This is a genomic window from Streptomyces californicus (assembly GCF_000717645.1).
GTDB lineage: Bacteria > Actinomycetota > Actinomycetes > Streptomycetales > Streptomycetaceae > Streptomyces > Streptomyces californicus.
The window spans coordinates 1-25,647 of the sequence record NZ_JNZZ01000045.1 but is presented as its reverse complement, the minus strand read 5'-3'; the positions used below and the strand labels follow the sequence as shown (position 1 = coordinate 25,647).

Below are 25,647 nucleotides of genomic sequence, written 5' to 3'. Positions count from 1 at the left end.
GCGGAGGGCGGGCCGGGTGGGCCGTGCGGCCGGGCGGCAGCGGTACGGGCCGGGGGGTCGCCCCGCGCCGGGCCCGTACCGCTGGAACCGGTCACCGGCTTCCGGTGAACTGTCCGCAGGTCACCGGCCGCCGGTCAGAACAGTGCGCCGCCGGCGATCTCGCCGTGCGCCTGGACCTCCGGTCCCACGGCGTCCAGTCTGCTCTTCACGTCCAGCAGCAGCGCCAGTTCCTCCGGCGTCAGCTCGGCCAGCACCTCGCGCTGTTCCTCGGTCAGCAGGTCCACGGGGAACCCCGCCTCGTACAACGCGGGTGGCAGCGGCGGGCGTTCGCCGTTCACGGGTGGTCCGGTCATGGTGTGACTCCCATCGGTGGGACAGGTCCGGCTCCCCGCGGCGACGGCGCCGGCGCGGAGCGCCCGAGCCGGACGAACAGCCGGGTGAGCGCGTCGAGGGAGTGCAGGGCGCTGACGGCCACGGCCGCTTCCCGGTCCCGGCCGAGCGGCAGCCGGTCCAGCAGCGCGTACAGCTCGTCCAGGTGCTCCGTGTCGAGCGCCGCGTGCTCCCGTACGGTCCGCAGGGCGGCGGCGGGCAGCCCGGTGTGCCGGGCGATGCGGCCGGTCAGTCCGGGGGCGGGCGCGTAGCCCTCCAGCACGGCGATGTAGCCGAGGAGTGCGACGGGGTGGTGGTGCTCGATCCAGTAGTACTGGGAGCCGGCGAGCGAGGCGATCAGCGGGGAGGGCAGCGGGCCGAGCGCGTCCTCGGGGCTGCCGCCCGCCGCGCGCAGGTCCTCCAGGAGCCAGGCGTCGTGCCCCTCCTCCTCCCGGATGTGCTCCTCCAGATACGCGGCGAGCGGCCCCGCGAGCGGGTCGTCCGTGGCGGTGCGGGCCCGGGTGCGGTCGAGCGCCAGCTCCATCAGCGGGACGGAGGCGCGGATGACGGCGTGCATGGCGCACAGGTATGCCCGGTAGCGCGGCAACAGGCCCTCGCTCCGCCACATATGGTGCGTCGCACCCCGGAACTCCGGCTCCAGCAGGAGGAGTTTGGTCCGCAACCGGGCGGACGCCCCTGCGACGACGGGCACGTCCGGTCCGACGGGCGACCCAGAGGCGGCGAAGGCCCCCGGGGCGGCGGAGGGCGTGCCGGGGGTCCTCGTACCGTGGGCGGCCGGTGCGCTCATCGGACGTCCTCCCGCTCCGCGCCGCTCTCCGGCAGACCCGGCCCGCCCGTGACGACGAGCGGCGCGTACGCCGCGCAGCCGTGGCGGCGGACCACGCCCTGCGCCCCCTCGCGGGCCCCGCGCATCGCCGCCGTCAGGTCCAGCAGCGCCCCCGCCGGCCCGCTCGCCACCGCGCGGGCCCCGGCCGCCACCGCCTCGTCGCCGCCGAGCGCCCGGCAGCTCTCGCAGTAGGAGCCGGGCCGGGGGCCCGACCCGAAGCGGGCGGCGAGATGCGCGGGCCCGACCGTGCGGAGCATGCGCAACACCGGTGATTCCAGAGCCCGTCGGCGTACCGTCCCCCAGTCGTCCTCCGCGATGTGGCCGAGGTCCAGGTGCGCCGGTACGGGCCGGCGGTCCACGGTGTCCTGGTTGCAGCAGGCCAGCACCCGGCCGTCGAAGCCGACCACCGGCCAGGCGGCCATCGAGCACGGGGACGCCTCGGCGGGGTCCGGGCCGCTGCGGGCCGCCCGCGCCCAGGAGGCGGCCCGGCCGAACGGCCGCACCTCGTTGACCAGGCACGGCACCGCACCGCCGAACTCCTCCCGTACGGCACGGGTCAGATCGGCGAGATACGGATCGGCCGCGCCCGTCCCCGTGAGGTGGAGGCTCACGGCCACCCCCTCCTCCCGGACGCGGCGCAGGGCGCGGAAGACGTCGGCGCGCGAGACCTCGCGCTCGTGGTGGACGTCGAGGGAGGCGGAGAAGTGGTCGACGGAGCGGATCGCGCGCAGGATCGCGGGCGGGAACGGCTTTCCGTTCCGACCGCCGCGCAGCCCCCCGCCCCGCGCGAAGAACATGCCGCTGAGCAGGGCCGTACGGGACCCTGCGCGCCGTGCCAGGGTGCTCAGCCGCTCCGCGAGTCCGGGCAGGAGCAGCGGTTCCCCACCGGTGAGCATGACCACGTCCGGACGGTTCTCCTCGGTGAACGAGCCGACGAACCGCTCCAGTTGGCCGGGGTCGGGCTCCTCCCGGGTGAACAGGTCCGATCCGGTCGAGCAGTGCGCGCAGCTCAGCGGGCAGCGCCGGGTGAGGCCGATCAGCAGACCGCCGGCCGGGAAGGGCCGCCGTGCGACGAGTTCGGCGAGTTCCATGCGGGCCGCCTCCTTCGGGGCCGGGGCGCGTCGGGCGCGTACCCAGCCTGGGCGGCGCCGGTTCGGGGACGGTCCGGCACCGCTTCGGCAGCGGTATGGGCCCAGGTGGGAGCGGGCCCCCGGCGACCCGGCCGGCCCCGCCCGGCGGGCGTCCGCCGTCGCGAGCTGGCCCGATACCGGCGCCATACCGGCGGCGAAGCGCTTGCCAGGCCGGGCTTCCTAACGTTCTCGGCAACGGCAGGCACCGGCCCGCCGCACCGGAAACCGAGGGGCGTCCCCCGACGGCACCCGGGCCCCGCTGTGACGAGTGGATGGAGACCACCATGTCCGAGAACACGAAGCCCGCCGCCGGCGACGCCGAGGAGACCCCCGAGGTCGAGGCGCACTCCGTCCTGGACCTCCAGGAGACGGCCGTCGACCACGACATCATCCAGCCCCCCGGCAACTGCGTGAGCACCGTCAGCCTCGTCCTCGGCTGATCGCACGGACCATGCGGTCGAGCCACGTGTGACGGGGACCGGGGCGCGTCCGGCGGATCGTGACCGGGTCCGCGACGCCCTCCTCCCGCAGCAGTGACGCCGACCGAAGCCGGGGCGGCCTCCGCACAACGCGGAGGCCGCCCCGTCCCGCGCAACCGACGGCCACGAACGACAGGAGCCCCCGATGGCCGAGCCGCTCCGTTCCAACCGGGATTTCCGGCTGCTCTGGTCGAGCGGCCTCTTCGCCGCTCTGGGCGGTCAGATGAGCGCCATCGCGCTGCCCCTGCTGATCCTCAAGGAGACCGGCTCCCCGGTGCAGGCCGGCGCGGTGGGAACGGTGGCCGTCTGCGCCGTGCTGATCACGATGCTGCCGGGCGGCGTCATGGCCGACCGGGTCGAGCGCCGCCGGCTGATGCGCCTGTGCGACGCGGGCAGCCTGGCGGCCGTCACCGCCCTGGCCGTCGCCGTGTGGAACGGGCACGCCCCGATGGCCCTGGTCCTGCTCGTCGCGACCTCCGGCGCCGTCCTGAACAGCTTCTACGCCCCCGCCGCCTTCGGCCTGATGCGCGCGGTCGTGCCGCCGGACCAGATGGGCACGGCGACGGCCCGGCTCCAGGCGCGCACCTCCACGGCCCGGCTGATCGGCCCGCTCGTCGGCGGCGCGCTGTTCGGCGTGCACGAGGCCCTGCCCTTCACCGCCCAGTTCCTCGGGCTGTTCCTCTCCACCCTGTGCGTGGCGCTCGTACGGACCCGTTCGGAGGCCAGGACCAAGGCGGGCTCGGTGTTCAGCCGCCGGGAACTCACCGCGGGGCTCTCCTTCCTCTGGCAACTGCCCTACCTGCGCACGGTGCTGCTCGTCTTCGGGCTGGGCATGAACTTCTCCTTCGGGGCCCTCACCTTCACGGCGCTCGCGGTTTTCTCCGACAGCGGGCGCTCCGGCCTCGGCGGCGGGTTCGTCATCACCTGCGTCTCCGCCGGAGCCCTCGTCGGAGCGCTGGTCGCACCCCGGTTCGCGGCGGAACGCCACGTCCGGGCGCTCGTCGTCCTCACCTGCTGGAGCTGCGTGGCGACGGCCGCGGTACTGGCCTGGCTCGGCAGCCCGCTGGTGGCCGGCCTGCTCTGCGCGCTCTGCATGTGCCTCTCGACCGTCGCCAGCATCGGCTTCCTCTCGACGCTGCTGGTCGTCACCCCCGAGGAGCGGATCGGCCGGGTGCAGAGCGCCGCGGGCTTCCTCTCCTCCATCGTCCAGCCGTTCGGACCGCTCGCCGGGGGCTTCCTGCTGACCACGCTGGACAGCGGCGCCGCCTTCTGCGTGATCGGCGGTGTGCTGGCCGTCTCGGCGACCGTCGTGACGCTCTCCTCGTCCGTCCGGGCCGGGGCGGGCGCCGCCCCGGGGGCACCGGACGCGGCCGGGAAGCAGCCGGGCACCGCGGTACCCGGACCGGTGGCAGGAGCGGCGGCGACGCCGCGAACGTCCGAAGGGCCGGACCCGGAACCGGCCGGAACCGTCTCCACCCGCCCGGCGGCCGGACCCGAGCGGTCGGCGGCCGGACCGGCCCCCGACGCCGCCGGCCCCGGCGCACCCTGAGGAGGAACCCCGTGCCCGGTCTCCACCAGACCCAGCTCTACTGCCTCGCCGACCGCACGTACTACGAGACCCCCGCCCGGCTCCGGGACGCGGACGCCCGCTATCCGCTGGACTCCGACCCGCCGCCCGAGGGCTGGCGCCGGATCGCGGGCGGCCTGTGGACCTCCCTGCTCCCCGAGAACGGCGAACCCGCCGGGCAGGGCTGGAAGATCCACGTCTCCACCGTCCCGGAGGAGGCCGAGCGGACCCTCGCCGACACCGCCGCCGTCTGCCGGGCCCACGGGGTGCCGTTCAAGTTCCTCCGCAGCGAGCGGGCGCTCCTGCTGATGTCCGGCAAGTACATGGCCCGTACGGGCGCGGGGAAGTTCATCACGCTCTACCCACCGGACGAGACCGTCTTCCTGCGGGTGCTGGACGAGCTGACCCGCGCCCTCACCGGCCGCCGCGGCCCGTACATCCTCAGCGACCTGCGGATCGGCGACGCCCCGGTGTACGTGCGGTACGGGGCGTTCGTCTCCCGCTGGTGCCTCGACGAGCACGGCGAACGGGTCCTGGCCCTGCGCCACCCCTCGGGCGAACTGGTCCCCGACGAGCGCGGGGTGGTCTTCCGGGTGCCGCCGTGGGTCACCGTGCCCGACGCGCTGCGCCCGCACCTGGCGGCCCGTGCCGCCGCCGCGGACGCCGGCTTCCCCTACGTCGTCTCCAAGGCCCTCCAGTTCTCCAACGCGGGCGGCATCTACCTCGCCCGGCACCGGGAGACCGGCCACCGGGTGGTGCTCCGGGAGGCCCGGCCGCACAGCGGGCTGGACGAGGCGGGCGACGACGCGGTGACGCGGCTGCACCGCGAGCACCGGGCCCTGACCGCGCTGGCCGGGCTGGACTGCGTTCCCGAGGTGTACGGCGTACGGACCGTGTGGGAGCACCACTTCCTGATCGAGGAGCACATCGAGGGGACCACCCTCCTGGAGGAGATCGTCGGCCGCTTCGCCCTGCTGCACACCTCCGGGACGGATGCCGAACTCGCCCTGTACACCGACTGGGTGGCGTCGGTGACCGAGCGGCTGACCGAGGCGCTGGCCGCCGTCCACGCGCGTGGTCTGCGCTTCGGCGACCTCCACCCCTCCAACATCATCATCCGCCCCGACGGCCGCGTGGCCCTGATCGACTTCGAGTACGCCACGGACCTCGACGACCGGGACACCCCGGTGGCGGGCGCCCCGGGGCTCCAGCCGCCCCCCGGGACCGCCGGCGCCGAGGCCGACGACTACGCGCTCTGGGCGACCTGGCTCTACATGCTGATGCCCATCATGGAGATGGCGGGACACGACCGGGCCAAGGCCCTGACCCTGGAACGGTGGGCCCGCCGCAGATACGGCCTCGACGCCGGAGCGGGACCGCGCAGGCCCGCCGCCCTGCGCGCCGCCGAGAGCGCCGCCGGCCACGAGGAGGAGACCGCCGCGCTGCTCGACGGCCCCGAGCCGGACTGGGCCGGGCTGCGGGACCGGCTGGTGCGGGGCATCCACGCGGGGGCCACGCCCGAGCGCACCGACCGCCTCTTCCCCGGGGACCCCGAGGTCTTCTCGACCGGCGGGAGCGACGTCGCGCACGGGGCGGCCGGGGTCCTCCTCGCCCTGCACCGCACCGGGGCCCCCGTGCCGCCCGCCTGGACCGACTGGCTCGCCGACACGGCCCGCCGACGGGACCCCGCAGCGCCGGGCGGCCTCTACGGCGGGCTGCCGGGCACGGCGGTGGTGCTGTCCGCGCTCGGCCGCCGGGAGGAGGGCCGGGAGCTCTACGAACGGTCCGCCGCCGCACCCCCGCCGGCCTCGACCGACCTGCTGAGCGGCCGCGCGGGCATCGCGCTCGCCGCGCTGCGCCTGGCCCGGCCGGACCGCGCGGAGGACGGGCCGCCCGACGCCAAGATCGACCACGACCTCCTCGACGCCGCCGCGCGCACCGCCCACGACCTGGACCGGCTGGTGCGGGGCGCGTCGGTGCCGGGGCTGCGCGCGCCCGCGTCGGCGGGGCTGCTGCGGGGGCTGAGCGGTGCGGCCCTGCTCCACCTCGAACTGCACGCCCTGACCGGCGACGACCAGTTCCTCGCGGCGGCGGGCAGGGCGCTGGAGGCGGAGGCGGCCCATTGCGTGACCATGCCGGACGGCACCGTCCAGGTGAAGGACGGGCGGCGGCACTACCTCTACCTGGACCAGGGGAGCGGCGGCTTCGCCCTGGTGGCCGGGGCCTATCTGGCCCGTCGCGCCGACCCGGGGCTCGCCGCTCTGCTGCCCGGCGTGGTCCGGGGCTGCTCCTTCGAATTCGTCCGTGAGCCGGGCCTGTTCACCGGCCGGGCGGGGCTCGTGGCCGCGGCGGGCGCGCTGTCGCCGGACGGCTGTACGGCGCCCGGGGTCCTGGCCTCCGTACGCAACCTGTCCTGGCACCTGGTCGCCGACGAGGACCGGCTGCTCGTCCCGGGGGCGGGGCTGATGCGCTGCTCCGCCGACCTGGCCACCGGCGCGGCGGGGCTGCTGCTGTCCCTGCACTTCCTCTCCGGCGGTACGGAAGGGGCGCGGGGCGTCGACAGGGCGCGGGACGCCGACGGGACGCGCGGTTCCGACGGGACGCGCGGTTCCGACGGGACGCGCGGTTCCGGCGGAGCGCGCGGGGCGGACAAGGCGAGCGGGGTTCCCGGCCCGGGCAAGACACGCGGGGCGGGCCGGGCCCCCGGGGCGGGCGAAGGCGGTGGCGGGGCGACCGCCCTGCTGGAACTGCTCACCCTGGGCTGAGCGACCGCAGCGGGGAGGGGCCCCGGAGCCGTCACGGCTCCGGGGCCCCTCCCCGCAGGACCGCGCCCCTCACACGCCCTCGCGGTCGCGGGCGAACAGGCCGAGCAGGCGCGGTACTTCGTACAGCGCGGCATGGGCGGTGACCTCGCCGGCGGGCGACGTCACCGCCCCCGCGTCGATCAGCGACTCCACGGCCCGGATCGCCGCCCGCTCCCCGCAGTCCAGCGCCGCCGCGGCCCGGTCCAGGGTGAAGCCCCCGTCGTCCACCAGCTCCGCCAGCCGTGCGAGCACCCGCCGGTCGCCGTCCGCGAGGTCCTGCCAGCCGGACGCGATCCGGCGCCGTACGGAGACGTCCCCGGCGACCAGCTCGTCCAGCGCGCCCGCGGGGTCGTCGAGCCGGTCCGCGTACTCCGCCAGGGGCAGGTGCCGCAGCACCGCCAGCCGCATCCCGCTCACCTCGACCGCCAGCGGCAGCCCGCCGCACGCCCGGACGATCCGCAGCGCCGCCGCCGGGTCCGTCCGCAGCCGCCCGGCCCCGATCAGCTTCCCCAGCAGCTCCAGCGCCTCCCCGTCCGCCAGCGCGGGCAACGCGATCCGGTGCACGGGGGCGAGTCCGGGCAACTGCCCGCGCGCCGTGACCAGCACGGAACACGCACCCGACCGGGGCAGCAGCCCCCGTACGGACGCCTCGTCCGGGACGTCGTCCAGGACGATCAGCGCCCGGCGGCGGGCCAGCCACGCCTGCCAGACGTCCGCGAGGGCGTCGGCCGACGCGGCGGGCCCGTCCGCCCGTGCCGCGTCCGGACCGCCGGCCGCCGTACCCGCGGCCCCGCACAGCCGCACCGCCTCGGCGAGGACGTCCGCCCGGTCGCGGGCCGTACCGTCCTCCCCGCGCACCCGGACCAGGACGCGGCCGCCCGGGAAGCGGTCGGCCAGCAGACGCGCGGCCCGGACCGCCAGCGCGGACTTGCCCGCCCCGGCGGGGCCCGAGACGACCACCGCCCGCTCCTCGCCTCCACCCAACACGGCCAGCAGATCGCGCAGTTCGTCACGGAAGCCCGCGAACGCCCCGGGCCCTGCGGGCAGTACCACCGGGCCCGGCCGCTCCGGGGCGGCGGGCCGCCGCGCCTCCCGGCCCCGGCCGAGCATCGCCCGGTAGAGCGCCGTCATCGCCGGACTCGGCTCCAGGCCCAACTCCCGTGCCATCAACTGCCGGTAGTCGTCGTACACGGCCAGCGCCTCGGCCTGCCGGCCCGACTGGTGAAGGGAGTTCATCCAGGCGGCCCGCAGCCGCTCCCGCAGCGGATGGCGCTCGACCAGGTCCCGCAGCCCGTCCACCGCGACGGCCGCCCGGCCCAGCTCGATCTCGGCCTCCGCCCAGTCCTCGAACACCGTCAGGCAGCGGGCCTCGAGACGGCCCGCCTCCTCGGCCACCCCGGCGGAGTCCCGCAGGTCGTTGAGCGGCGGCCCCTCCCACAGGTCCAGCGCCTGACGCAGCAGGCGGGCCGCGCCCGGCAGATCGCCCCGCTCGGCCGCCTCCCGCCCCGCACGGGCCAGCGCCCCGAAGCGCAGGGTGTCCAACTCGCCCTCCGCGACGCGCAGGAGGTAGCCCCCGCAGCCGTGCACCACCCGCTCGCGGCCGTCGCTCCCGGCGGGCCCGATGAGCGCCCGGGCGGCGCTCACGTACACCTGGAGGTTCTTCCGGGCGGTGCGCGGCGGATCGTCCGGCCACACGACATCGGTCAACACATCCACCGGGACAGGGGTGTTGGGCCGGGCCAGCAAAGTGGCCAGGACGAGGCGCTGCTTGCGCGGACCGAGCGGCACCTCACGGCCGTCGATCCGGGCGGTCAGCGGGCCGAGGAGGGAGAAGCGCATCGCACCGGGGGAAGCGGTACGGACGGGAGGTCGGGACATCGACGGGCCTCCGGGCTGGGGGGACGGGCGGCGGTCAGGGCCGTACGCACATCCCGATCGTCCGGCCGCACCCCACCCCCGCACATCGGGGCGCCACCCGCATTTTCCGTCCGCGTACCCGACCGAAACCGCCCGGCGCCCCCATACCGCCGGGCCGTGCCCCCATACGGGACGCCACCGGCGCCCCACCTGCCCCTCAGGCCGGTTCGGCCGCGCATTCGGCGGCGAACTCGCACAGCGCCGCCCGGTCCGCGCGCCCCGTCTTGCTGAGCAGACTGGCCATGTGCTTCTCCACCGTGCGCGGCGAGATGGAGAGCCGCCGGGCGATCTGCTGGTTCCCGGGCCGTTCCGGGAGCAGTACGAACACCTCGTACTCGCGCGGCGTCACCCCGCTGGTCCGCAGCGGCGACGGAATCCGGTCCCAGCCGCCCCGGTGCTGGCCCACGCTCGCCCCGGCCTGCCGCAGCGCCGCCCGGCACGCCGAGGCGACCGGCTGCACCCCGGCCCCGTAGAAGAACTCCTCGGCGGTCCGCAGCCACGCCACCGGATCGCCCCACCCGTCCGCGCGCGCCGGTTCCGCCGCCAGCCGCAGGCCCAGATGGCGGGCGACCGGGAAGGGGGCGGACAGCGCGTCGAAGGACGCCATCAGCCGGGCCGCCCCGGCCGCGTCCCCCTCCCGGCCCCGCAGCACCGCGTCGGCCAGCTCCAGGAACTGCCGGTTCCAGGCGAGGCAGCCCCCGGGGGCCAACCGCGCCTCCGCCAGTTCCGCCCGGTCCGCCGCGCCCGCCAGGACCCGCAGCAGCGGGCGCAGCCCGTACCGGCCGCTCAGGTAGTAGTAGCTCGGCTGGTCCGCCTCCCAGGCCAGCGCCTCGTCCAGGCTCGCCGAGGCCCGCTCCCGGTCCTCCTCCAGCAGGGCCTCGAACCCCCGGCACAGCCCCGACCGCAACGGCACCAGCAGCGACTTCTCGCCCCCGGCCCGCCGGAACGCGGCCAGCGCCCGGTCCATCTCCCGCCGCCGCCCCCGGTGCGCGGCCATCGTCGCCCCCGCCAGCAGCAGATAGCGGTGGGTGGACAGATCACCGACCCGGGCGCTGGACTCCGCCGAACGGTCGACGATCTCCCGCGCCTCCTCCCACCGCGCGCACAGCACGGCGTTCATCGCGAGCAGCCCGTCGACCGTACGGGTCAGCCGCAGTGCCCCCAGATCGGTGGCCGCCGCGCGGGCGGACAGCAGCCGGGAGGCGTCCCCGGTCCGCATGAAGGCGTTCGCGCCCAGCCGGACCAGCGCCTCCACCCGCCAGACGGGCAGGGCGTGTTCGGTGGAGATCGACAGCATCCGCTCCAGCGCCGCGTCGGCGGCGTCGAACCCCTCCTCGCGCCGCAGCAGCGCCAGCAACTGCCATCCCTGACAGGCGACGTGCGGCAGCCCCTCGGCCTCGGCGGTCTCGGCGGCCCGCTGGACGGCCCGCCCGGCCCCCACCGGATCGCGGTCCGCCCGCCCGTGGCCGGGGAGCAGCGCCAGATGCCCGTCGACCACGGCGAGCGCCGCCTGCGGGCCGGGCAGCGGCGACGGGCCGAGCAGATCGCGGGCCACGGCGGCCTGGCGGGCGGCGTCGGCGGGGCGCTCGGCCATGACCGCCGCCCAGGCCAGCTCGACATGGGTGCGGCCGCGCCGGGAGGCGTCCTCGGACCGCGCCGGAACGGGCGGCAGCGCGTCCGCCAGCGCCAGCGCGCCGTCCAGGTCGCCGCCCTCGGCCCGGGCGACCGCCAGCGACTCGGCGACGGCGGCCCGGTCCCGCTCGGCGGCCAGCGGGTGCGCCCGCTCCAGCAGCACCACGGCGGAGCCGTGCGCCCCCGAAGCGAGCATCCGTCTTCCCGCCTCCGCGAACTGTCCGGCCGCGGCCGCCCGGTTGCCCGCGGCCAGTTGCAGCGTGGCGACGAGCTGCCGCCCGTCCTCGTCCAGCGGCTGCCCGGAGTGCTCGATGGCCCCGGCGGCGCGACGGGCCAGGGACGCGCGCTCGGCCGGGGCGAGCGAGGAGATCAGGGCCTCGGCGGTGAGCGAGTGCCGGAAGGTGTAGCGGTCGGGGGCCGCGCCGTCCGGCGCGATGACCCCGGCCTCCACCGCCGACCGCAGATGCGTGAACAGGGCCCGGTCCTCGAAGCCGGTGACGGTCTGCAGCACGGCCACCGAGAACTGGCTGCCCAGGGTGGCCGCCGCCAGTAAGAGGTCCCGTACGGGCTCGTCCAGCCGCTCCAGCCTGCGCGCCCAGCTCCGTACGATGCCCGAGGGGATCTGGCCGCCCTCCTGCTCCACCGCCTCCCAGCCGTCGTCCGTACGCCGCAGCCGGCCCGTGTCGAGCAGGTCGGCCAGCAGCACCTCCAGCAAGTACGGGTTACCCGCAGCGCGTTCGGCCAGCTTCCGGTGGACCGGCTCGGGGATCTCCTCGGGCCGCGCCTCCAGGCACGCGCCCGTCAGCACCCGCACCTGCGCGTCGTGGAGCGGCCCCATCTCCCGTACGGCCGCGGTCTGCCGGCGCTCGGCGGAGCGTACGAGGTCGAGGGCGGCGCCCGGTTCTGGGCGCAGGGTGCCCAGGAACAGGATCGGCAGGTCGGCCAGGTTGTCGATGACGTACTCGACGACCGTGATGGTCTCGGTGTCGCAGTCGTGCAGGTCCTCCAGCAGGATCGCGCAGCCCGCCTCCCTGCCCAGCACGGAGAGCAGCCGCAGCAGCGCCTCGGCCAGCTCCACGACCGTCTCCGGATAGCCGGGGGAGCCGTCCCGCCGCCACTCCGGGACCAGCCTGGCCAGCGCCGGGTGGTACGGCGCCAGCTCGGGGTCGGTGGGGGTGCCCGCCGCCCGGAACCGGGACGCCAGCGCCTCGGCCAGCGGGCGGAACGGGACGACGAGGCCGGTCGAGGTGGCCCGGCCGCGCAGCACCGGCATCCCCAGCCCGTAGGCCCGGTAGGCGCACTCGCCCACCAGCCGGGACTTGCCGATGCCCGCGTCCCCCAGGAGGAACAGCGCGCGCCCCGAACGCCGTCGTACGGCGTCCAGGGCGCTGCTCAGGAGTCCGATCTCCTCGTCCCGCCCGACGATGACCGGCGAAGTGGCTCGCATGGCCGCAGATTACTGGAGCGACAACTCCCACGACAGCGGGCCAATTCTGCTCATTTACCGTCGAGTTGGCCGGATCGGCTCACCAGGGGGAGGTCATGGTGGTCCAGGGGAGGTCGTGGCTGTAGCCGCTCTCGCCCTCCGAGGCGCTGAGGAGTCTGCTCCGCGCACCGAGGCCGCCGGTGAATCCCAGGGAGATCTGCCCGGCCGGGTGCTCGGTGGCGCCCTCGGGCGCGAGGTCGCCGGACGCCTGCAGGGCCGCTTCGCCGAAGTGCTTCATCTCTGCCTCATCCTCTGGTGGTGGGTGATCGTCGTGCGTCGGAGCGTGGTCCGCTCCGGTGGAACCGTGGTGTGCGGGGGAGCCGTGGTGCGGTCGGCCCCGGACTGACGGCCCGGACGCCGGTGGAGCGGGGTGGAGCCGTGGTGGCGCGGTCCCCGTGGATCCGCCGGGCCGTGGATCAGGGGGCCCGGGAGGGGCGCAGGAGCAGGGCGGAGCCGATCCGTTCGGGGAACCCGGCCCGCAGCAGCCCGTGCCCGATCCCGGAGAGCCCGGTGAGCAGCCCCGGATGCGGTACGCGGCCCGGGGTCCCGCACCGCGGGTCCGCCCGGTCGGCCGAGGCCAGCAGCGCCCCGGCCCGGCGGATCCACGCGGACCGCGCGGCGGGCAGGGCCCGGTGGCCGAGGAGTTCGAGCAGGCCCGACTCCCCGTGGCACAGGCTGTCGTCGGCGAGCGGATCGAGGCCCGCCGCCTCGTGGACGCGGTCCGCCAGCCACCCGGACAGCGCGGGGTCCTTCATCGCGTGCGGGCTGTCCGCGATGGCCAGCGCGACCCCGGCCGCCCCCTCGCACCAGGCGGGGCCGTGGACGGCCTCGGCGGCGGTCGGGGCGACGGCGCCTGCCGTGCCGACCGGTCGGCCGTTCACGTCGGAGCCGGAGCCGTTGGTGGGGATGCCGGTGGCGAGGGCGCCGGAGCCGATGGCGCCGGCCGGTCCGTGGAGCGGTCCGGCGGCGGACGTCGGCGCGGTCGCCCGGCGCAGGGCGTGGAGCCCGGCGTCCCGGAAACGGGCGTCGCCGCCCGCCCCGGCGAAGCGCAGCAGCGCCCACCCGACGCCCGCCGCGCCGTCCGCGAAGCCCCCGGAGCCGGGCAGCGGGGCCGCGATGATCCGCTCGGCGCACCGGACCGCTCCCCGCCACGCCTCCGGGCGCCCGGTCGCGCGGTGCACGGCCAGCATCGAGGCCAGCCCGCCCGCCGCACCGCCGCGCACCCCGTACCCGGTCTCCGCCGCGCCCGCCGCACAGCAGAGCCGTACGGCGGGGCCGACCAGGTCCTGCACGTCCCGGTCGCCGAGCAGCGCGCCCACCTCGGTCAGCGCGTACGCGATACCGCCGAGGCCCGCGAAGGCGCCGGAGCCCAGGGGGCCGAGCTCGTCGTCCCGCCCGTGCAGCGCGTCCAGCAGCCCCGGGACCGGGGCGAGCGCCTCCCGGGCGGCCTCCGCGTACCGGGACACGCCGGTGAGCGCGGCCAGTTGGGCGAGGAAGAGCGCGGGACCGGTGTAACCGGCCGCGAGATCCGCCGCCATCGGCGTGAGCCGCCAGTAGCGCTCGCCGAGCAGTTCGAGCCCGATCCAGTTGGTGCGGCCGTCGCGCCGGTAGGCGAGGGAGACGAGCTGGTCGCCCACCGACCGCGCGGCGGACAGCAGTTGCTCGGGCTCCGGGGCGCGGGCCGCGCCCCGCGGCCGGCCGCCCGCCGCCGCCCGGTGTGCCGGTTCGGGCGAGGTGCTGACCATCGCGGCCCGGATGATCCGTTCCTGGTCCAGGCGGTCCACGGTGTCCATCGCGCGCACCTTCGCCTCGACCCGGTCCAGCCCGGTGGGGTCGTCGGCGCGGGCGTCGGCGGGTGGCGGGACCGTACGCCCGGTGCCGCTCCACAGCTCCGTACCGCCCGGCAGGGTGGCGAACACCGGCACGTCGCCGCACCACAGCTCCGCGATCTCCTCGTCCTCCACGCCGGGCCGGCCGGGAGCGCCCAGGAGCGGGGTGCGCAGCAGTGACAGCACCCGGTGGCGCTCGGCGGCGTCCCGCATCAGGTCGGGGTGGGTCGACTCGTCCAGCAGCGTCGTGTACGTCCAGGTGGGCCGGGGCACGACCCGGACCTCGTCCCGCGCGAAGAGGTTCAAGAGACCCCTTTCGCCGAGGAGTTCGTCGCGGTGTTCGCCGATCGCGGTGTACCCGGCGCTGAAGCCTCCGCACAGGGCGTCGGTGTACGCGGACGGATCTGCGGCCACCCCGCCCAGCCGGGGCCGGTTGGCGGACTCGGTGAACCGGCCCGCCCGCCGCACCAGCCGCATCCGGTCGGTCCCGGCGTCGGCCCAGTCGGCCGTCGCGACCGGCGAGGACGCCTCCCGGCCGCCGCCGATGGCGGACATGTCGAGCGCCGTGGTGTCCCCGACGAGCAACTGCGGCAGCAGGCCCACCCGGTGGACCGAGTCATGCAGGGCGCGGGCGGCCGGGTCGGAGGAGCGGGCGGGCCCCAGCGGCGGGTGGAACAGGGTCTCCACGTCGACCAGGACCGGATGCGGGCCGCAGGCGATGAGGTTCTCGTGGTGGAGGTCCGTACCGTCCAGCGCGTGCAGCAGGGCCAGCAGAGCCCCCTGACGCCAGTAGAACTGCCGGGTCTCCGCCTCCGACGCGCAGGGCCGCTCCTCCACGAACTCGACCCAGCCGTACGCGCCCCGGTCCAGCACCCGCAGTACCCGCAGCTCCGGGGCGCCGTCCAGCGAACCGAACCACTCGGCCAGGGTGTTGAAGTGCCGGTGCGCCGCGAGCGGACGCGGCTTGTAGACCAGCCGCGCGCCTCCGGCGAACCGCAGCAGCATCACGGACCGCCCCCCGCGGTGGCTGTCGCCCGCCCCGGCCTCGACGCCGATGAGCGCCCCGGGCCCGGAGTCCGCACCGAGGGCCCCGCCCGGGGAGCCGTCCCGGGAGCCGAACACCCCGGCCGGGCCCAGGAGATGCCGGTCGGCGGCGAGCCGGGCGGCCATCTCCGCGAAGGCGTCCCCGGTGTTGAGGCAGGCCGTGGCGAGGAGGCGGGCCAGCACGGGGTAGGCGGTGACGAGCGGGCCGAGGCCGTCGCGACGGGCGGTCAGCCGAACGAAGTCCCGGAAGCGATCCTCGGGTTCCTCGCCGCTCAGCCGGCCCAGCCGCCGCGCCTCGTGCAGCTCGGTGACGAGTGTGCGCGCCGCGATGCGGGAGAGCCGCCGCGTCAACTGCCGCCGGAAGTCGGCCAGGACGAGCGCGCAGCCGTCCACGGCGGAGCCGCCCGAACGTGAGCCGTCCGAACGCGAGTCGTCCGAACCCGAATCGCCCGCACCCGCGTCGGCCGCCCCGGAGTTGCCCGGGCCGGAACCGTCCGCCATCGAGCCGTCCGCGGCGAGCGCGGCCCGGAGCCGTTCCGCCGCCGCTTCGACGAACGGGGCGACGATCGGGCCGAAACCGCTGAGTCCCGGGTACGGACGGTCGCCGACGACCACCTCACGCGGAGCGGAGGCGACGGCGTCCCGGACGAAGACCGCCCAGGCGGGTTCGCCGGAGGGCAGGCCCCCGACGACGCCCGGCGACCACCACGGCTCACCGGCCGCGTCGTCGGCGCCCGGAAAGGCGGACCGGGGGAGCCGGGCCGCCGGGTCCGTGCCGAAGGCGAGGGCGGCAGGAGGTGCGGACACGGCAGCGGGTGCCGGAGCGGAAGCAGGTACGACAGCGGGGGTGGGAGCGGTGACGGCGGAAGGCGCGGATACGGCGGCGGGGGCAGGGGCGGGCGTGGGGCGACGACTCGCGCCTCTGTCGATCAGGTTCTTCTCCGCCATCGCTCAGCACCTCCCCGGTCCCGGGCCGGGCCCGGTCGGGCCGCCCGCATCCATGGTGGCGGGGGAGGGGGTACGGGCACATGGGGGTGTCGCCCCCATCTTTCGTCTCGAGGAGCACACGGGATGCGCGCCGGCCCCCGCCCGCCGGAGGATTCATGGTGGGCGGTACGCGCCGGCCCCGCCCGCAGGAGGGTTCATGATTGGCCGGTTCTCGTCTGCCGCCCGGGGGCGGGCTGCCGCTTAATGGGGCTCCCGCACGTGCGGGGTGCGTGTGACGAGTGCACGGGGGAGCACATGGCCACCACGGGGAGTTCGGGACAGCAGGGATCCACGCCACCGCCCGGCCGACTGGCCGGTGCGCCGCCCGCCCCACCGCCGGGCCCGCCGCCGATGCCGCCGCCGCCCGGCGCTCCGCCCGGCCGCCCGCCGGAGGGTCCGCCGATACCCCCGACACCGCGCAGCGGAGGGGTCCTGGAGGTCTCCGTCCATCGGCGGATGCTCTGGATCGGGCCGGCGGCCTTCCCGTTGAACAATCTCACCCGGGTCGAGGCCACCAAGCTCAAGCCGGAGCGGGGCGTCACCTTTGTCCGCCTCCTCAAGTGGCTGGCGTTCACCGCCGTCGTCTACGTGTTCTTCATGGCGGCCACCGAGAACGAGGCGGAGGTCGCGGAGAGCGGGCAGCCGATGTTCGTCCTCTTCCTGGTCGGGCTGATCGGCTACTTCGTGAAAGTCCTGGTGGAACCGGCGAAGCCGATCCTGGCCGTGGAGACGGCCGGCGGCTCCCTGGCCGTGGTGACCCTGCCGAGCGTGGAACAGCTCAGGACGATCGCGGGGCAGATCGTCCATGCGATCAACCACCCGGAGGCCGAGTTCACCGCGTACGTCCACGAGTTGAACAACTACAACGGCCCCGTCTTCCACCAGAACGGCGCCCAGAACACGGGGATCAAACTGTGAACGAGCCGACGCACCACACGACGTACAACGGCCCGGTCTTCCATCAGACCGGCGCGCAGAACATCGGCATCAACCACGGCTACGCGGGGATGTCCCAGGACCCGGAACTGCGCGCAGCGGTCGCGGAGTTGACGGCCCGGCTCAACGAGATCTCCGGTCACCTCAGCGCCGAGCAGGTCCGCACGGTCGAGGAGACCCTGCCGGTGCTCGCCCTGGACCGCGAGGCCATGGCCGAACGCGGCCTCACCCTGGCCCGGATCAGCCAGATCGCGAACGCCCTGGGGCCGGTGGCCCAGCCGGTGGCGGACGCGCTCGGACGGGTGCTCGGGCTGCTGGGTTAGGGCGTGTCCGGCGGATCAGGATCGGACAGGCGTCGTGGTACCCGCTCAGGATCCGCCGGACACGCCCCAAGCTGCCGGGGGACGGACCGGGCCAGCGGGCCGGCGGGCGTCGGCGGCCTGCCCGGCTCGGCCCTGCCCCGCCCGTTTCGGCGTGGCACCCGGCCCTGCCCCGGCCGGTCCGCTTCGGCCTGGCGCCCCAGCCCGTTCCGGCGTGACGCCCCGGCCGGCTTCGGCGTGACGCCCAGGCCCTTCCCGGTATGGCGCCCCGCCCCTTCCCGGCCTCCCCCGACGCCCCGTCCCGCCCCCGCTCACCCCCGGGGCGCCGCCGTGGACCCCCGTATCATCAGCTCGGCCGCGATGGTCGCGATGCCGCCCGGCGGCGGGTTCTCCTTGCCCATCGCGAGCCGCCCCGCCCGGGCCCCCGCCTCGAAGAGCGGCAGCCGGACCGTCGTCAGGGCGGGCACCGCGTCCACCGAGAACGGCAGGTCGTCGAAGCCCGCCACCGAGATGTCCTGCGGGATGCGCATCCCCTGGTCGCGTACGGCCGCGCACGCGCCCAGCGCCACGGTGTCGTTGGCGGCCACGATCGCGGTCACGTCCGGTGCCCTGCGCAGGAGTTCGAGCGTGGCCTCGTAGCCGGAGCGCCGGTCGTACGGGCCGTGCACGGTGAGCCGGTCCTCGGCCTCGGCCCCCTCCGCCGTGCCGCCCTCCTCCACCGCCCCGGCCGCGCGCAGCGCCTCGCGGTGGCCCTCCAGACGGTGCCGGGTGGTGGTCCGTTCCGGGGGCCCGGCGACGTAACCGATCCTGCGGTGGCCGAGCGATATCAGGTGCTCGGTGAGCCGGCGGCCGCCGCCCCGGTTGTCGAAGGCGAGCGCGGCGACGAGCGCGTCCCCCTCGGGCAGCGGGGGCCGCCCGCAGAACACGATCCGGGTTCCGGCGTCCGCGAGCTTCGCCAGCTTCGCGGCGATCGCCGCCTGGTGCGCCGGATCCTCGACCGCGCCCCCGGTGAGCACGACGGCGGCGGCGCGCTGGCGCTGGAGGAGGGTGAGATAGGTCAGCTCGCGCTCCGGGGAGCCGCCCGTGTTGCAGATGACGGCCAGCTTCTCCCCGCCCGCCCGCCCCGAACCGTCCCCAGGGCCGCCGATCTGGGTCTGGGCCGCCCCCGCCATGATCCCGAAGAACGGGTCGGCGATGTCGTTGACCAGGATGCCGACCAGGTCGGACGTGGCCGCCGCCAGGGAGCTGGCGGGCCCGTTGAGCACGTAGTCGAGGTCGTCCACCGCGCGCAGCACCCGTTCCCGGGTCGAGGCCGCCACCGGGTAGTTGCCGTTCAGCACGCGGGAGACGGTGGCGGGCGACACCCGGGCGCGCGCCGCCACATCCGCCAGGGTGACTGTCATCGCTGTCCTCCGTGGAGTTCCCGTGCGGCCCCCCTCTTGTTCGGCCGCTTGCGGCAGGCTAGCGTCCTCCCTGATAGAAAGCGCTTGCTACGGCTGTATGGAGGGACCTTCGTGACACGCAGGACAGTGCGCATCGCCATGAACGGCGTCACCGGACGCATGGGATACCGGCAGCACCTGGTGCGCTCGATCCTCGCGATCCGCGAACAGGGCGGCCTCGACCTCGGCGGCGGCGAGGTGCTGTGGCCCGAGCCCGTGCTCGTCGGCCGCCGGTCCCACGCCCTGGAGGAGCTCGCCGAGCGCCACGGGCTGACCGAGTGGTCCACCGACCTCGACGCCGTCCTGGCCGACGACACGGTCGAGATCTACTTCGACGCCCAGGTCACCTCCGCCCGGGTGGAGGCGATCAAGAAGGCGATCGCGGCGGGCAAGCACGTCTACACCGAGAAGCCGACCGCCACGGACCTGGACGGCGCGCTCGACCTGGCCCGGCTCGCCCGGGACGCCGGCATCAAGCACGGCGTCGTCCAGGACAAGATCTTCCTGCCGGGCCTGCGCAAGCTGAAGCGCCTCATCGACGGCGGTTTCTTCGGCGAGATCCTCTCCGTGCGCGGGGAGTTCGGCTACTGGGTCTTCGAGGGCGACTGGCAGGAGGCCCAGCGCCCCTCGTGGAACTACCGCGCGCAGGATGGCGGCGGCATCGTCGTCGACATGTTCCCGCACTGGGAGTACGTGCTCCACGAGCTGTTCGGCCCGGTCACCTCCGTCACCGCCCACGTCCAGACGCACGTGCCCCGGCGCTGGGACGAGCGGGGCGAGCCGTACGAGGCGACCGCCGACGACGCGGCGTACGGGATCTTCCAGCTCGCGAGCGGGGCCGTCGCCCAGATCAACTCCTCCTGGACGGTACGGGTCAACCGCGACGAGCTCGTCGAGTTCCAGGTGGACGGCACGCACGGCTCCGCCGTCGCCGGACTGCGCAACTGCCGTGTCCAGCACCGCTCGGCGACCCCCAAGCCGGTCTGGAACCCCGACCTCCCGGTCACCGAGTCCTTCCGCGACCAGTGGCAGGAGGTGCCGGACAACCAGGAGTTCGACAACGGCTTCAAGGCGCAGTGGGAGCTGTTCCTGCGCCACGTGGTCCTGGACGAGCCGTACGCCTGGGACCTGCTGGCCGGCGCCCGGGGCGTCCAACTCGCCGAGCTGGGCCTGAAGTCGTCCGCCGAGGGCCGCCGCTTCGACCTCCCGGAGCTGACCCTGTGACGTACCGCCCGACCGTGTGGCGCGCCGCCGGGGAGCCGCCGCGATGACCACCGTGATCCACCTCCCGCAGGGCCCCTACACGCCTCGCGCCACCCCGCTCGACCTCGCGCCGGGATCGGCCGCACCCACCTCCCGTGCGGTCTTCTCGGCCGCGCACGTGGTCGCCGACCCGTACGCCGACGCCGGCGGGGGCGACCCGGCGGCCGTCGACTGGGAGTCCACGCTCGCCTTCCGCCGCCACCTGTGGGCGCACGGCCTGGGCGTCGCCGAGGCCATGGACACCGCGCAGCGCGGCATGGGCCTGGACTGGGCGGGGGCCGCCGAACTGATCCGCCGCTCGGCCGCCGAGGCGAAGGCCGTGGGCGGCCGGATCGCCTGCGGCGTCGGCACCGACCAGCTGCCCGAGGGACCCGCGCCCACCCTCGCCGAGGTCACCGCGGCGTACGAGGAGCAACTGGCGCTCGCCGAACGGCACGGCGTCCAGCCGATCCTCATGGCCTCGCGCGCCCTGGCCCGCGCGGCCCGGGGCCCCGAGGACTACCTCGCCACGTACGCCCACCTCCTGCGCCAGGCGTCGGAACCGGTGATCCTGCACTGGCTGGGCCCGATGTTCGACCCGGCCCTGGAGGGCTACTGGGGCAGCGCCGACCTCGACGAGGCGACCGGCACCTTCCTCAAGGTGATCGCCGAACACCCCGACAAGGTCGACGGCATCAAGATCTCCCTCCTGGACGCGGCCCGCGAGATCGACGTGCGGCGCCGCCTCCCGGGCGGGGTGCGCTGCTACACGGGCGACGACTTCAACTACCCGGAGCTGATCGCGGGCGACGAACGCGGCTTCAGCCACGCCCTGCTGGGCATCTTCGACCCGCTGGGCCCGCTGGCCGCGCACGCGGTACGGGTCCTGGACACGGGGGACACCGAGGGCTTCCGGGCCCTGCTGGACCCCACGGTCGAGCTGTCCCGCCACCTCTTCCGGCGCCCCACCCGCTTCTACAAGACGGGCGTGGTGTTCCTGGCCTGGCTCGCCGGCCACCAGGACCACTTCACGATGGTGGGCGGGCTCCAGTCCGCACGCTCGCTGCCGCACCTGGCGAAGGCGTACGAACTGGCCGACGGGCTCGGCCTGTTCCCCGATCCGGAGCTGGCGGCCCACCGCATGCGCGCCTTGCTCGCGGTCAACGGAGGCACGCGATGACCGACGACCTCGCACGCCTGAGCATCAATCAGGAGACCATCAAGCAGTGGTCGTTGGAGGAGCTGGCCGAAGGCTGCGCCAAGGCGGGCATCGGTCATGTGGGCCTGTGGCGCGCCCCCGTGCAGGCGTACGGCGTCGAGCGCACGGCCCGGCTCCTGTCGGACGCCGGGATCGGCGTCACCAGCCTGTGCCGGGGCGGCTTCTTCACGGCCCTCGACCCCGCTGAGCGCGCCCGCGCGCTGGACGACAACCGGGCGGCGATCGACGAGGCGGCGGCCCTGTCCACCGACACCCTGGTCCTGGTCTCCGGCGGCCTCCCGCCCGGCAGCCGGGACCTGCACGGCGCGCGCGAGCGGGTGGCGGACGCGCTGGCGGAGCTGGCCCCGTACGCCGCCGAGCGCGGGGTGCGCCTGGCGATCGAGCCGCTGCACCCGATGTTCGCCTCCGACCGCTGCGTGGTCTCCACTCTCGGCCAGGCCCTGGACCTCGCCGAGCGGTTCCCGGCCGAACAGGTCGGCGTGGTGGTCGACACGTACCACCTCTGGTGGGACGACCGCGCCCCGGCCGACATCGCGCGGGCGGGTGCGGGCGGCCGTATCCACGCGTTCCAGCTGGCCGACTGGATCACCCCGCTCCCGGCGGGAGTTCTGCTGGGGCGCGGCCAACTCGGCGACGGGAGCGTGGACTTCCGTGCATTCCGGAGCGCGGTGGAGTCTGCGGGGTACGACGGCCCGATCGAGGTGGAGATCTTCAACGAGGCACTGTGGGCCCGGGAGGGGGCGGAGGTGCTGGCGGAGGTGGCGGAGCGGTATGTGCGCCACGCCTGCTGAGAGGCCCGCTCCCAGCCTTGGGTAAAGAGATCGCAAAGGGCTGCAACCTTTGCGTACCCCGCTGTGTCACACATGGCGTCGGGACTTCCGGGGAGGGGTCCGGGGGGGAACGGGAAGACCCGACGGGGGGAAAGCGAGGGGGGTCCGGCCGCGAGGCCGGGCCCCATTCTTGCTTGCCGGGCCGGTGGCCGCCCGGCGATCACCGGACGGCCACCGGCCATCAGTCACCGGACGGCCACCGACCACTGGCCACTGGCCATCGGTCACCGGACGGCCACCGGACGGCACCCGGTCAGCGGCCACCGGTCACCGGCTTCCGGTGACCTCTTCTCCTCCGCGTCACAGCGCGAGCATCACCCGCGCGGGGACGCCGGCGTCCGCGAGCGGCCGCAGCGCCAGCCGTACCAGCGCCAAGGCGTTGTCGTCGCCCGCGATGCGGTTGGCGCTGAGTTCGCCGCAGGTCAGGCAGTGGTGGATGAGCATCCACTCCCCGTCCTCCCGTACCGACAGGCTCAGAGCCGTCATCCGGCCGCCGCAGCCCGCCGCCCGGTCTCCGGGGACCCGCCGGTCCACATGCAGGCTGACCAGGCAGGACGGGCAGTGGTTGCGATGGGCGGTACCCGGTGCCACCACCGACACATCGAGCCGGCAGCCGGCGCACCGGAACGCGTCACCGCGCGCACCGGACGGCCCGTGGAGCACGTCCTTCGGACGCTGAGGACGGCGAGACCCGGAGGGCCGGGTTCCCCGCCGCGTCACAGGTCACCGAAGGCTTCGAGCGGGAACGGCGGCTGCGCGAGCGGACGCACGGCCATCCGCATCAGGATGAGCTGGTTGTCGTCCCCGCGGACCGGGTTCGAGGTCAGCTCGTCGCACCGGACGCAGCGGTGGACGACCATCCAGTCACCGGTGCGGAGCACCGCGATGGAGATCGGTGTCATCCGGCCCTCGCAGTCGGAGGGGCCGCCCTCGACGTGGTCGACGAGGTGCTGGGAGTGCAGGCAGCTCGGGCAGTGGTTGCGCCGGCCGCCGTCGGGCGCGTACGCGGCGACGGTCAGCCCGCAGCGGACGCAGGTGAAGGTGTCCAGGGAGGACACCGGGGGCGGGGAGGACATGGCTGAGCGGTGCTGGGGGTGGTCGTGTGACACCCGGATACTCCTTGCCGAAGAAGAGGAACGAAGCAGCAGGGAAGTACCGAGCACCCCTCGCGTCAGGGGCGAGCGGGGAGCGGGGCGGGGCGGCCGGGCGATGCCGGCCGGCCGGCAGGCGTCAGCGGCCGGTCGCGTACGGCGGCCGCGGACGGTCGGGCCCGGTCACCCCGGCGCCACAGGCGCGTCGAGGGAGGCTCGGAGTCACTGGCCGGGGCATACATCAACTGCTTTCCAGGGCACGCGCCCAGAGGTCGCCCGCGGTCGGGCCCGCGGTGGAGGAGCGAGCACCGTAACAAGGGGGCCGCGCGACCGGCCACCGATTTACGCGCCGGGGGCGGACGGGGCCCGGCGCCGGGGCCGGCGTCCACCGGGGCGCCCCGGCGGTCAGCCCCGCAGGTCGGCGAGCCTGGCCAACGTATCGGCCGCCGACTCGCTTTCGTCGGGCCCCAGCCGCACCGCCGCGGCTTCCGCCAGCAGCCCGGCCGCCCGCTCCGTCTCGCCCATGCGCTGGGCGATGTCCCCGCGCAGGACGAGCAGCCGCACCTTCTGCACGGGCGTCGGGGTCTCGTCCGTGAGCCCCAGCACACGGTCGATGATCTTCGCGGCGCCCGGCAGGTCCTGCTTCGAGTCGGCGAAGAGGTCCGCCATGTGCAGGGCGCGGGCGAACGTCTCCTTCGGGGCGCGCCGGTGGCTCTGGTCCTCGCTGATCGGCTGCCCGACGCGGATCGTGTTCCCGGTCGGGTCGGTCATGAGGAACTGCCGCACCCCGTACGACATGTCCTTCAGCGGTCCGATGCGCGGCAGCCCCCGCGTCGGGACGCGCCCGTGGGCGGCCTTGAGCCCCGCCCTGAACGCCGTGTGCAGAGCGTCCACGTCGTCGGTGAGGACGTAGCACCCGGAGTGGGACGCGGCGGGGTCGTAGTCCTTCATGCCGTACAGCTGGAGTTCGACCGCACCCCGCTCGACGACGGCGTACACGTACGGGCTCTTCTGCAGGTACGTCGTCCGGAAACCCAGAGCGGTGTAGAAGTCCACCACGGGCTGGATCAGCGAGGACCGGCAGGGAAGCATCGGGATCGTCGTCTCGGCCATGCTCGCACCCTAGTCAAGTTTGAATAATGAGGTCAACGGCCACCGCTCGCCGACTCGGAGGGCCCGGCACCCCGTAAGGCGTGACCGGCCGCCGACCGGCGCGCACGGCAGCGCCGCCGCCGACCTGGCCCCCCGGTCCCCCGAACGGCCGCCCCGACGCGTGTCCGGCCGCCGGCGGGGTACCCGGCGCACATGGCCTTCATGAAGCGTGTAGCCCTCGCCCCTCGCGCTGTACGCCAACTGCGCCGGGTCCGCTCGGTGTACGCGGTCGGAGCGGTGCTCTCCCTGCTCGGACTGGTCCTCCAGATGGAGCGCGATCCCGGCGGCCGGCAGACGCACCTCGCGGCGGCGATCCTCGTGGCGTTCGTCGCCCTGTTCGGCCTGACGGCCGTCCAGCTGTGGCGGCACGTGCGGAGGAACCACTGCAGCACGGCGAAGAAGCTGACCCCGTCTGTCTGACGCGCCCGGCCCGACCCCCTCGGGGGTCGTCGGTACGAGGTCGGCTGCACCCGGCGGCTTGACGCCCACTCCGCGAGTGACTTCGTCCGGGAGAAGTGGCGTTGTTCGCTACCGGGGGCCTTCGGCGTGCGTGGGGCCGTCCGATCGCGCCGAACGACCCCTCCCACGGAGCCATTTCCGCCGTTCAGGTACGTCGTAAGCCTTGTCGGCGTGCAGGCGCTGGGGTTTGAAGTGATGGCCGCGATGGGGGTCGTGTCTCGTTCGGTGGCCGAGCACCATGGGCTTCAAGGCCTGGCTGTCGTGGGCGCTGGCGGCCGAGATGCCGACGAGGAGGGGCAGTCCGTTCGCGTCCGACAGGACGCGCATCTTGGAACCCGCCTTGCCCCGGTCTACGGGGCTCGGACCGGTCAGATCGCCCCTTTTTCGCCCTGACGTGGGCGGAGTCGAGGACGGCGCGTGAGAGGCCGAGCAGGTCGGCGTCGTCGAGGCGGTGCAGGATCTCCTCGTGCAGCCGGCCCCACACCCCGGCCCTGGACCAGATCAGGGACAGGCGGTGCGCGGTCGACTTCGATATCCCGAAGCAGGGCGGAAGAGCCCGCCAGGCATAGCCGGACACCAGCACATAGACGATCGCGGCGAACACCGTCTCATCAGGCGTGTCCTGCGTCCCACCGCCCTGAGGCCGCACCTTCGACGGCGGGATCAGCGGCTTCGCGATCTCCCACAACCCGTCCGGAACAATCCAACTCCACGTACCCCGCCCCATGACGTGTCCAGCGACCGCCTCACCACATAGGACACGGTCTAAGAGGTCCTAACAGAAGTTGTTGATCATGTGACTGTCGGCCTGGCTGCTCGTTGGTCCGTTCGTGGCGAAGAGGAACTCCCGGCCGTGGATCGTGTC

20 protein-coding genes and 1 pseudogene are annotated in these 25,647 nt (G+C 75.1%); 9 read left to right on the top strand and 12 right to left on the bottom strand.

Annotated features, from left to right (window positions below; all coding sequences use genetic code 11):
* Positions 1-134: 134 nt before the first annotated feature.
* The 3 genes from IF19_RS0133250 to IF19_RS0133240 all read right to left on the bottom strand — a co-directional run bounded on the left by IF19_RS0133250 (position 135) and on the right by IF19_RS0133240 (position 2,307).
* A complete protein-coding gene (locus IF19_RS0133250; protein WP_030119585.1) occupies positions 135-353 on the bottom strand; it encodes an aroma-sacti cluster domain-containing protein in 219 nt (72 codons plus the stop codon).
* Positions 350-1,033 (bottom strand): iron-containing redox enzyme family protein, encoded by a 684-nt coding sequence (locus IF19_RS0133245; protein WP_234310370.1) that lies wholly within the window; start codon positions 1,031-1,033, stop codon positions 350-352. The genes IF19_RS0133250 and IF19_RS0133245 overlap by 4 nt, the downstream gene beginning before the upstream one ends.
* Positions 1,034-1,173: 140 nt before the next feature.
* Complete coding sequence (locus tag IF19_RS0133240) at positions 1,174-2,307, bottom strand: radical SAM protein (RefSeq protein ID WP_030119587.1); 1,134 nt, start codon at positions 2,305-2,307, stop codon at positions 1,174-1,176.
* Positions 2,308-2,630: 323 nt separating this feature from the next.
* On the opposite strand from IF19_RS0133240, the gene IF19_RS1000000137880 reads away from it, so the two are divergent.
* The 3 genes from IF19_RS1000000137880 to lanKC all read left to right on the top strand — a co-directional run bounded on the left by IF19_RS1000000137880 (position 2,631) and on the right by lanKC (position 7,157).
* Positions 2,631-2,786, top strand: a complete 156-nt coding sequence (locus IF19_RS1000000137880) for a hypothetical protein (protein WP_162500762.1) — start codon at positions 2,631-2,633, stop codon at positions 2,784-2,786.
* Between the two features lie 184 nt (positions 2,787-2,970).
* On the top strand, positions 2,971-4,374 hold the full coding sequence (locus IF19_RS0133230) for an MFS transporter (RefSeq protein ID WP_030119588.1): 1,404 nt from the start codon (positions 2,971-2,973) through the stop codon (positions 4,372-4,374).
* A gap of 11 nt (positions 4,375-4,385) precedes the next feature.
* Complete coding sequence (gene lanKC, locus IF19_RS0133225; RefSeq protein ID WP_078580961.1) at positions 4,386-7,157, top strand: class III lanthionine synthetase LanKC; 2,772 nt, start codon at positions 4,386-4,388, stop codon at positions 7,155-7,157.
* A 69-nt stretch (positions 7,158-7,226) separates the two neighbouring features.
* Here lanKC and IF19_RS0133220 read toward each other — a convergent pair whose 3' ends face one another.
* The 4 genes from IF19_RS0133220 to IF19_RS0133205 all read right to left on the bottom strand — a co-directional run bounded on the left by IF19_RS0133220 (position 7,227) and on the right by IF19_RS0133205 (position 16,052).
* Positions 7,227-9,074 (bottom strand): AfsR/SARP family transcriptional regulator, encoded by a 1,848-nt coding sequence (locus IF19_RS0133220; RefSeq protein ID WP_030277520.1) that lies wholly within the window; start codon positions 9,072-9,074, stop codon positions 7,227-7,229.
* Positions 9,075-9,270: 196 nt separating this feature from the next.
* Positions 9,271-12,192, bottom strand: coding sequence for a helix-turn-helix transcriptional regulator (locus tag IF19_RS0133215; protein ID WP_030277522.1), 2,922 nt, complete (start codon positions 12,190-12,192; stop codon positions 9,271-9,273).
* A 79-nt stretch (positions 12,193-12,271) separates the two neighbouring features.
* Positions 12,272-12,469: a hypothetical protein gene (locus tag IF19_RS0133210; RefSeq protein WP_030119656.1), complete on the bottom strand. Its 198-nt coding sequence runs from the start codon at positions 12,467-12,469 to the stop codon at positions 12,272-12,274.
* Positions 12,470-12,647: 178 nt separating this feature from the next.
* Positions 12,648-16,052, bottom strand: coding sequence for a type 2 lanthipeptide synthetase LanM family protein (locus IF19_RS0133205; protein ID WP_030277524.1), 3,405 nt, complete (start codon positions 16,050-16,052; stop codon positions 12,648-12,650).
* A gap of 441 nt (positions 16,053-16,493) precedes the next feature.
* On the opposite strand from IF19_RS0133205, the gene IF19_RS0133200 reads away from it, so the two are divergent.
* Complete coding sequence (locus tag IF19_RS0133200) at positions 16,494-17,009, top strand: DUF6232 family protein (protein ID WP_306340759.1); 516 nt, start codon at positions 16,494-16,496, stop codon at positions 17,007-17,009.
* Complete coding sequence (locus IF19_RS0133195) at positions 17,006-17,350, top strand: hypothetical protein (RefSeq protein WP_030119634.1); 345 nt, start codon at positions 17,006-17,008, stop codon at positions 17,348-17,350. Before IF19_RS0133200 ends, IF19_RS0133195 begins: the two co-directional genes overlap by 4 nt.
* Before the next feature lie 308 nt (positions 17,351-17,658).
* Here the strand turns inward: IF19_RS0133195 and IF19_RS0133190 are convergent, their stop codons facing one another.
* Positions 17,659-18,750, bottom strand: a complete 1,092-nt coding sequence (locus IF19_RS0133190) for a LacI family DNA-binding transcriptional regulator (RefSeq protein ID WP_030193496.1) — start codon at positions 18,748-18,750, stop codon at positions 17,659-17,661.
* A 111-nt stretch (positions 18,751-18,861) separates the two neighbouring features.
* Between IF19_RS0133190 and IF19_RS0133185 the strand changes: the two genes are divergently transcribed.
* Genes IF19_RS0133185 through IF19_RS0133175 form a run of 3 tightly spaced genes read left to right on the top strand, consistent with a single transcriptional unit; the run spans position 18,862 to position 22,041 of the window.
* Positions 18,862-20,013 carry a Gfo/Idh/MocA family protein gene (locus IF19_RS0133185; RefSeq protein WP_030119636.1) on the top strand — a complete coding sequence of 384 codons (1,152 nt, stop codon included), beginning with the start codon at positions 18,862-18,864 and terminating at the stop codon, positions 20,011-20,013.
* A 43-nt stretch (positions 20,014-20,056) separates the two neighbouring features.
* Positions 20,057-21,211: a dihydrodipicolinate synthase family protein gene (locus IF19_RS0133180; RefSeq protein ID WP_030119637.1), complete on the top strand. Its 1,155-nt coding sequence runs from the start codon at positions 20,057-20,059 to the stop codon at positions 21,209-21,211.
* A complete protein-coding gene (locus tag IF19_RS0133175) occupies positions 21,208-22,041 on the top strand; it encodes a sugar phosphate isomerase/epimerase family protein (RefSeq protein ID WP_030119638.1) in 834 nt (277 codons plus the stop codon). The genes IF19_RS0133180 and IF19_RS0133175 overlap by 4 nt, the downstream gene beginning before the upstream one ends.
* Before the next feature lie 339 nt (positions 22,042-22,380).
* On the opposite strand, the gene IF19_RS0133170 is transcribed toward IF19_RS0133175, so the two are convergent.
* The 3 genes from IF19_RS0133170 to IF19_RS0133160 form a co-directional block, all read right to left on the bottom strand.
* Positions 22,381-22,800 (bottom strand): RNHCP domain-containing protein, encoded by a 420-nt coding sequence (locus tag IF19_RS0133170; protein ID WP_030119639.1) that lies wholly within the window; start codon positions 22,798-22,800, stop codon positions 22,381-22,383.
* Positions 22,797-23,156, bottom strand: coding sequence for an RNHCP domain-containing protein (locus IF19_RS0133165; protein ID WP_030119640.1), 360 nt, complete (start codon positions 23,154-23,156; stop codon positions 22,797-22,799). Before IF19_RS0133165 ends, IF19_RS0133170 begins: the two co-directional genes overlap by 4 nt.
* A gap of 420 nt (positions 23,157-23,576) precedes the next feature.
* Positions 23,577-24,284, bottom strand: a complete 708-nt coding sequence (locus tag IF19_RS0133160) for a bleomycin resistance protein (RefSeq protein ID WP_030119641.1) — start codon at positions 24,282-24,284, stop codon at positions 23,577-23,579.
* A gap of 192 nt (positions 24,285-24,476) precedes the next feature.
* Here IF19_RS0133160 and IF19_RS0133155 point away from each other — a divergent pair, with 192 nt between their 5' ends.
* Entirely contained in the window at positions 24,477-24,743 is a 267-nt protein-coding gene (locus IF19_RS0133155; RefSeq protein ID WP_030119642.1) for a hypothetical protein, read from the top strand.
* A gap of 17 nt (positions 24,744-24,760) precedes the next feature.
* Here IF19_RS0133155 and IF19_RS1000000136675 read toward each other — a convergent pair.
* Positions 24,761-25,509: pseudogene (locus IF19_RS1000000136675) on the bottom strand (IS5 family transposase); the annotation flags it as partial.
* Positions 25,510-25,647 lie beyond the last annotated feature (138 nt).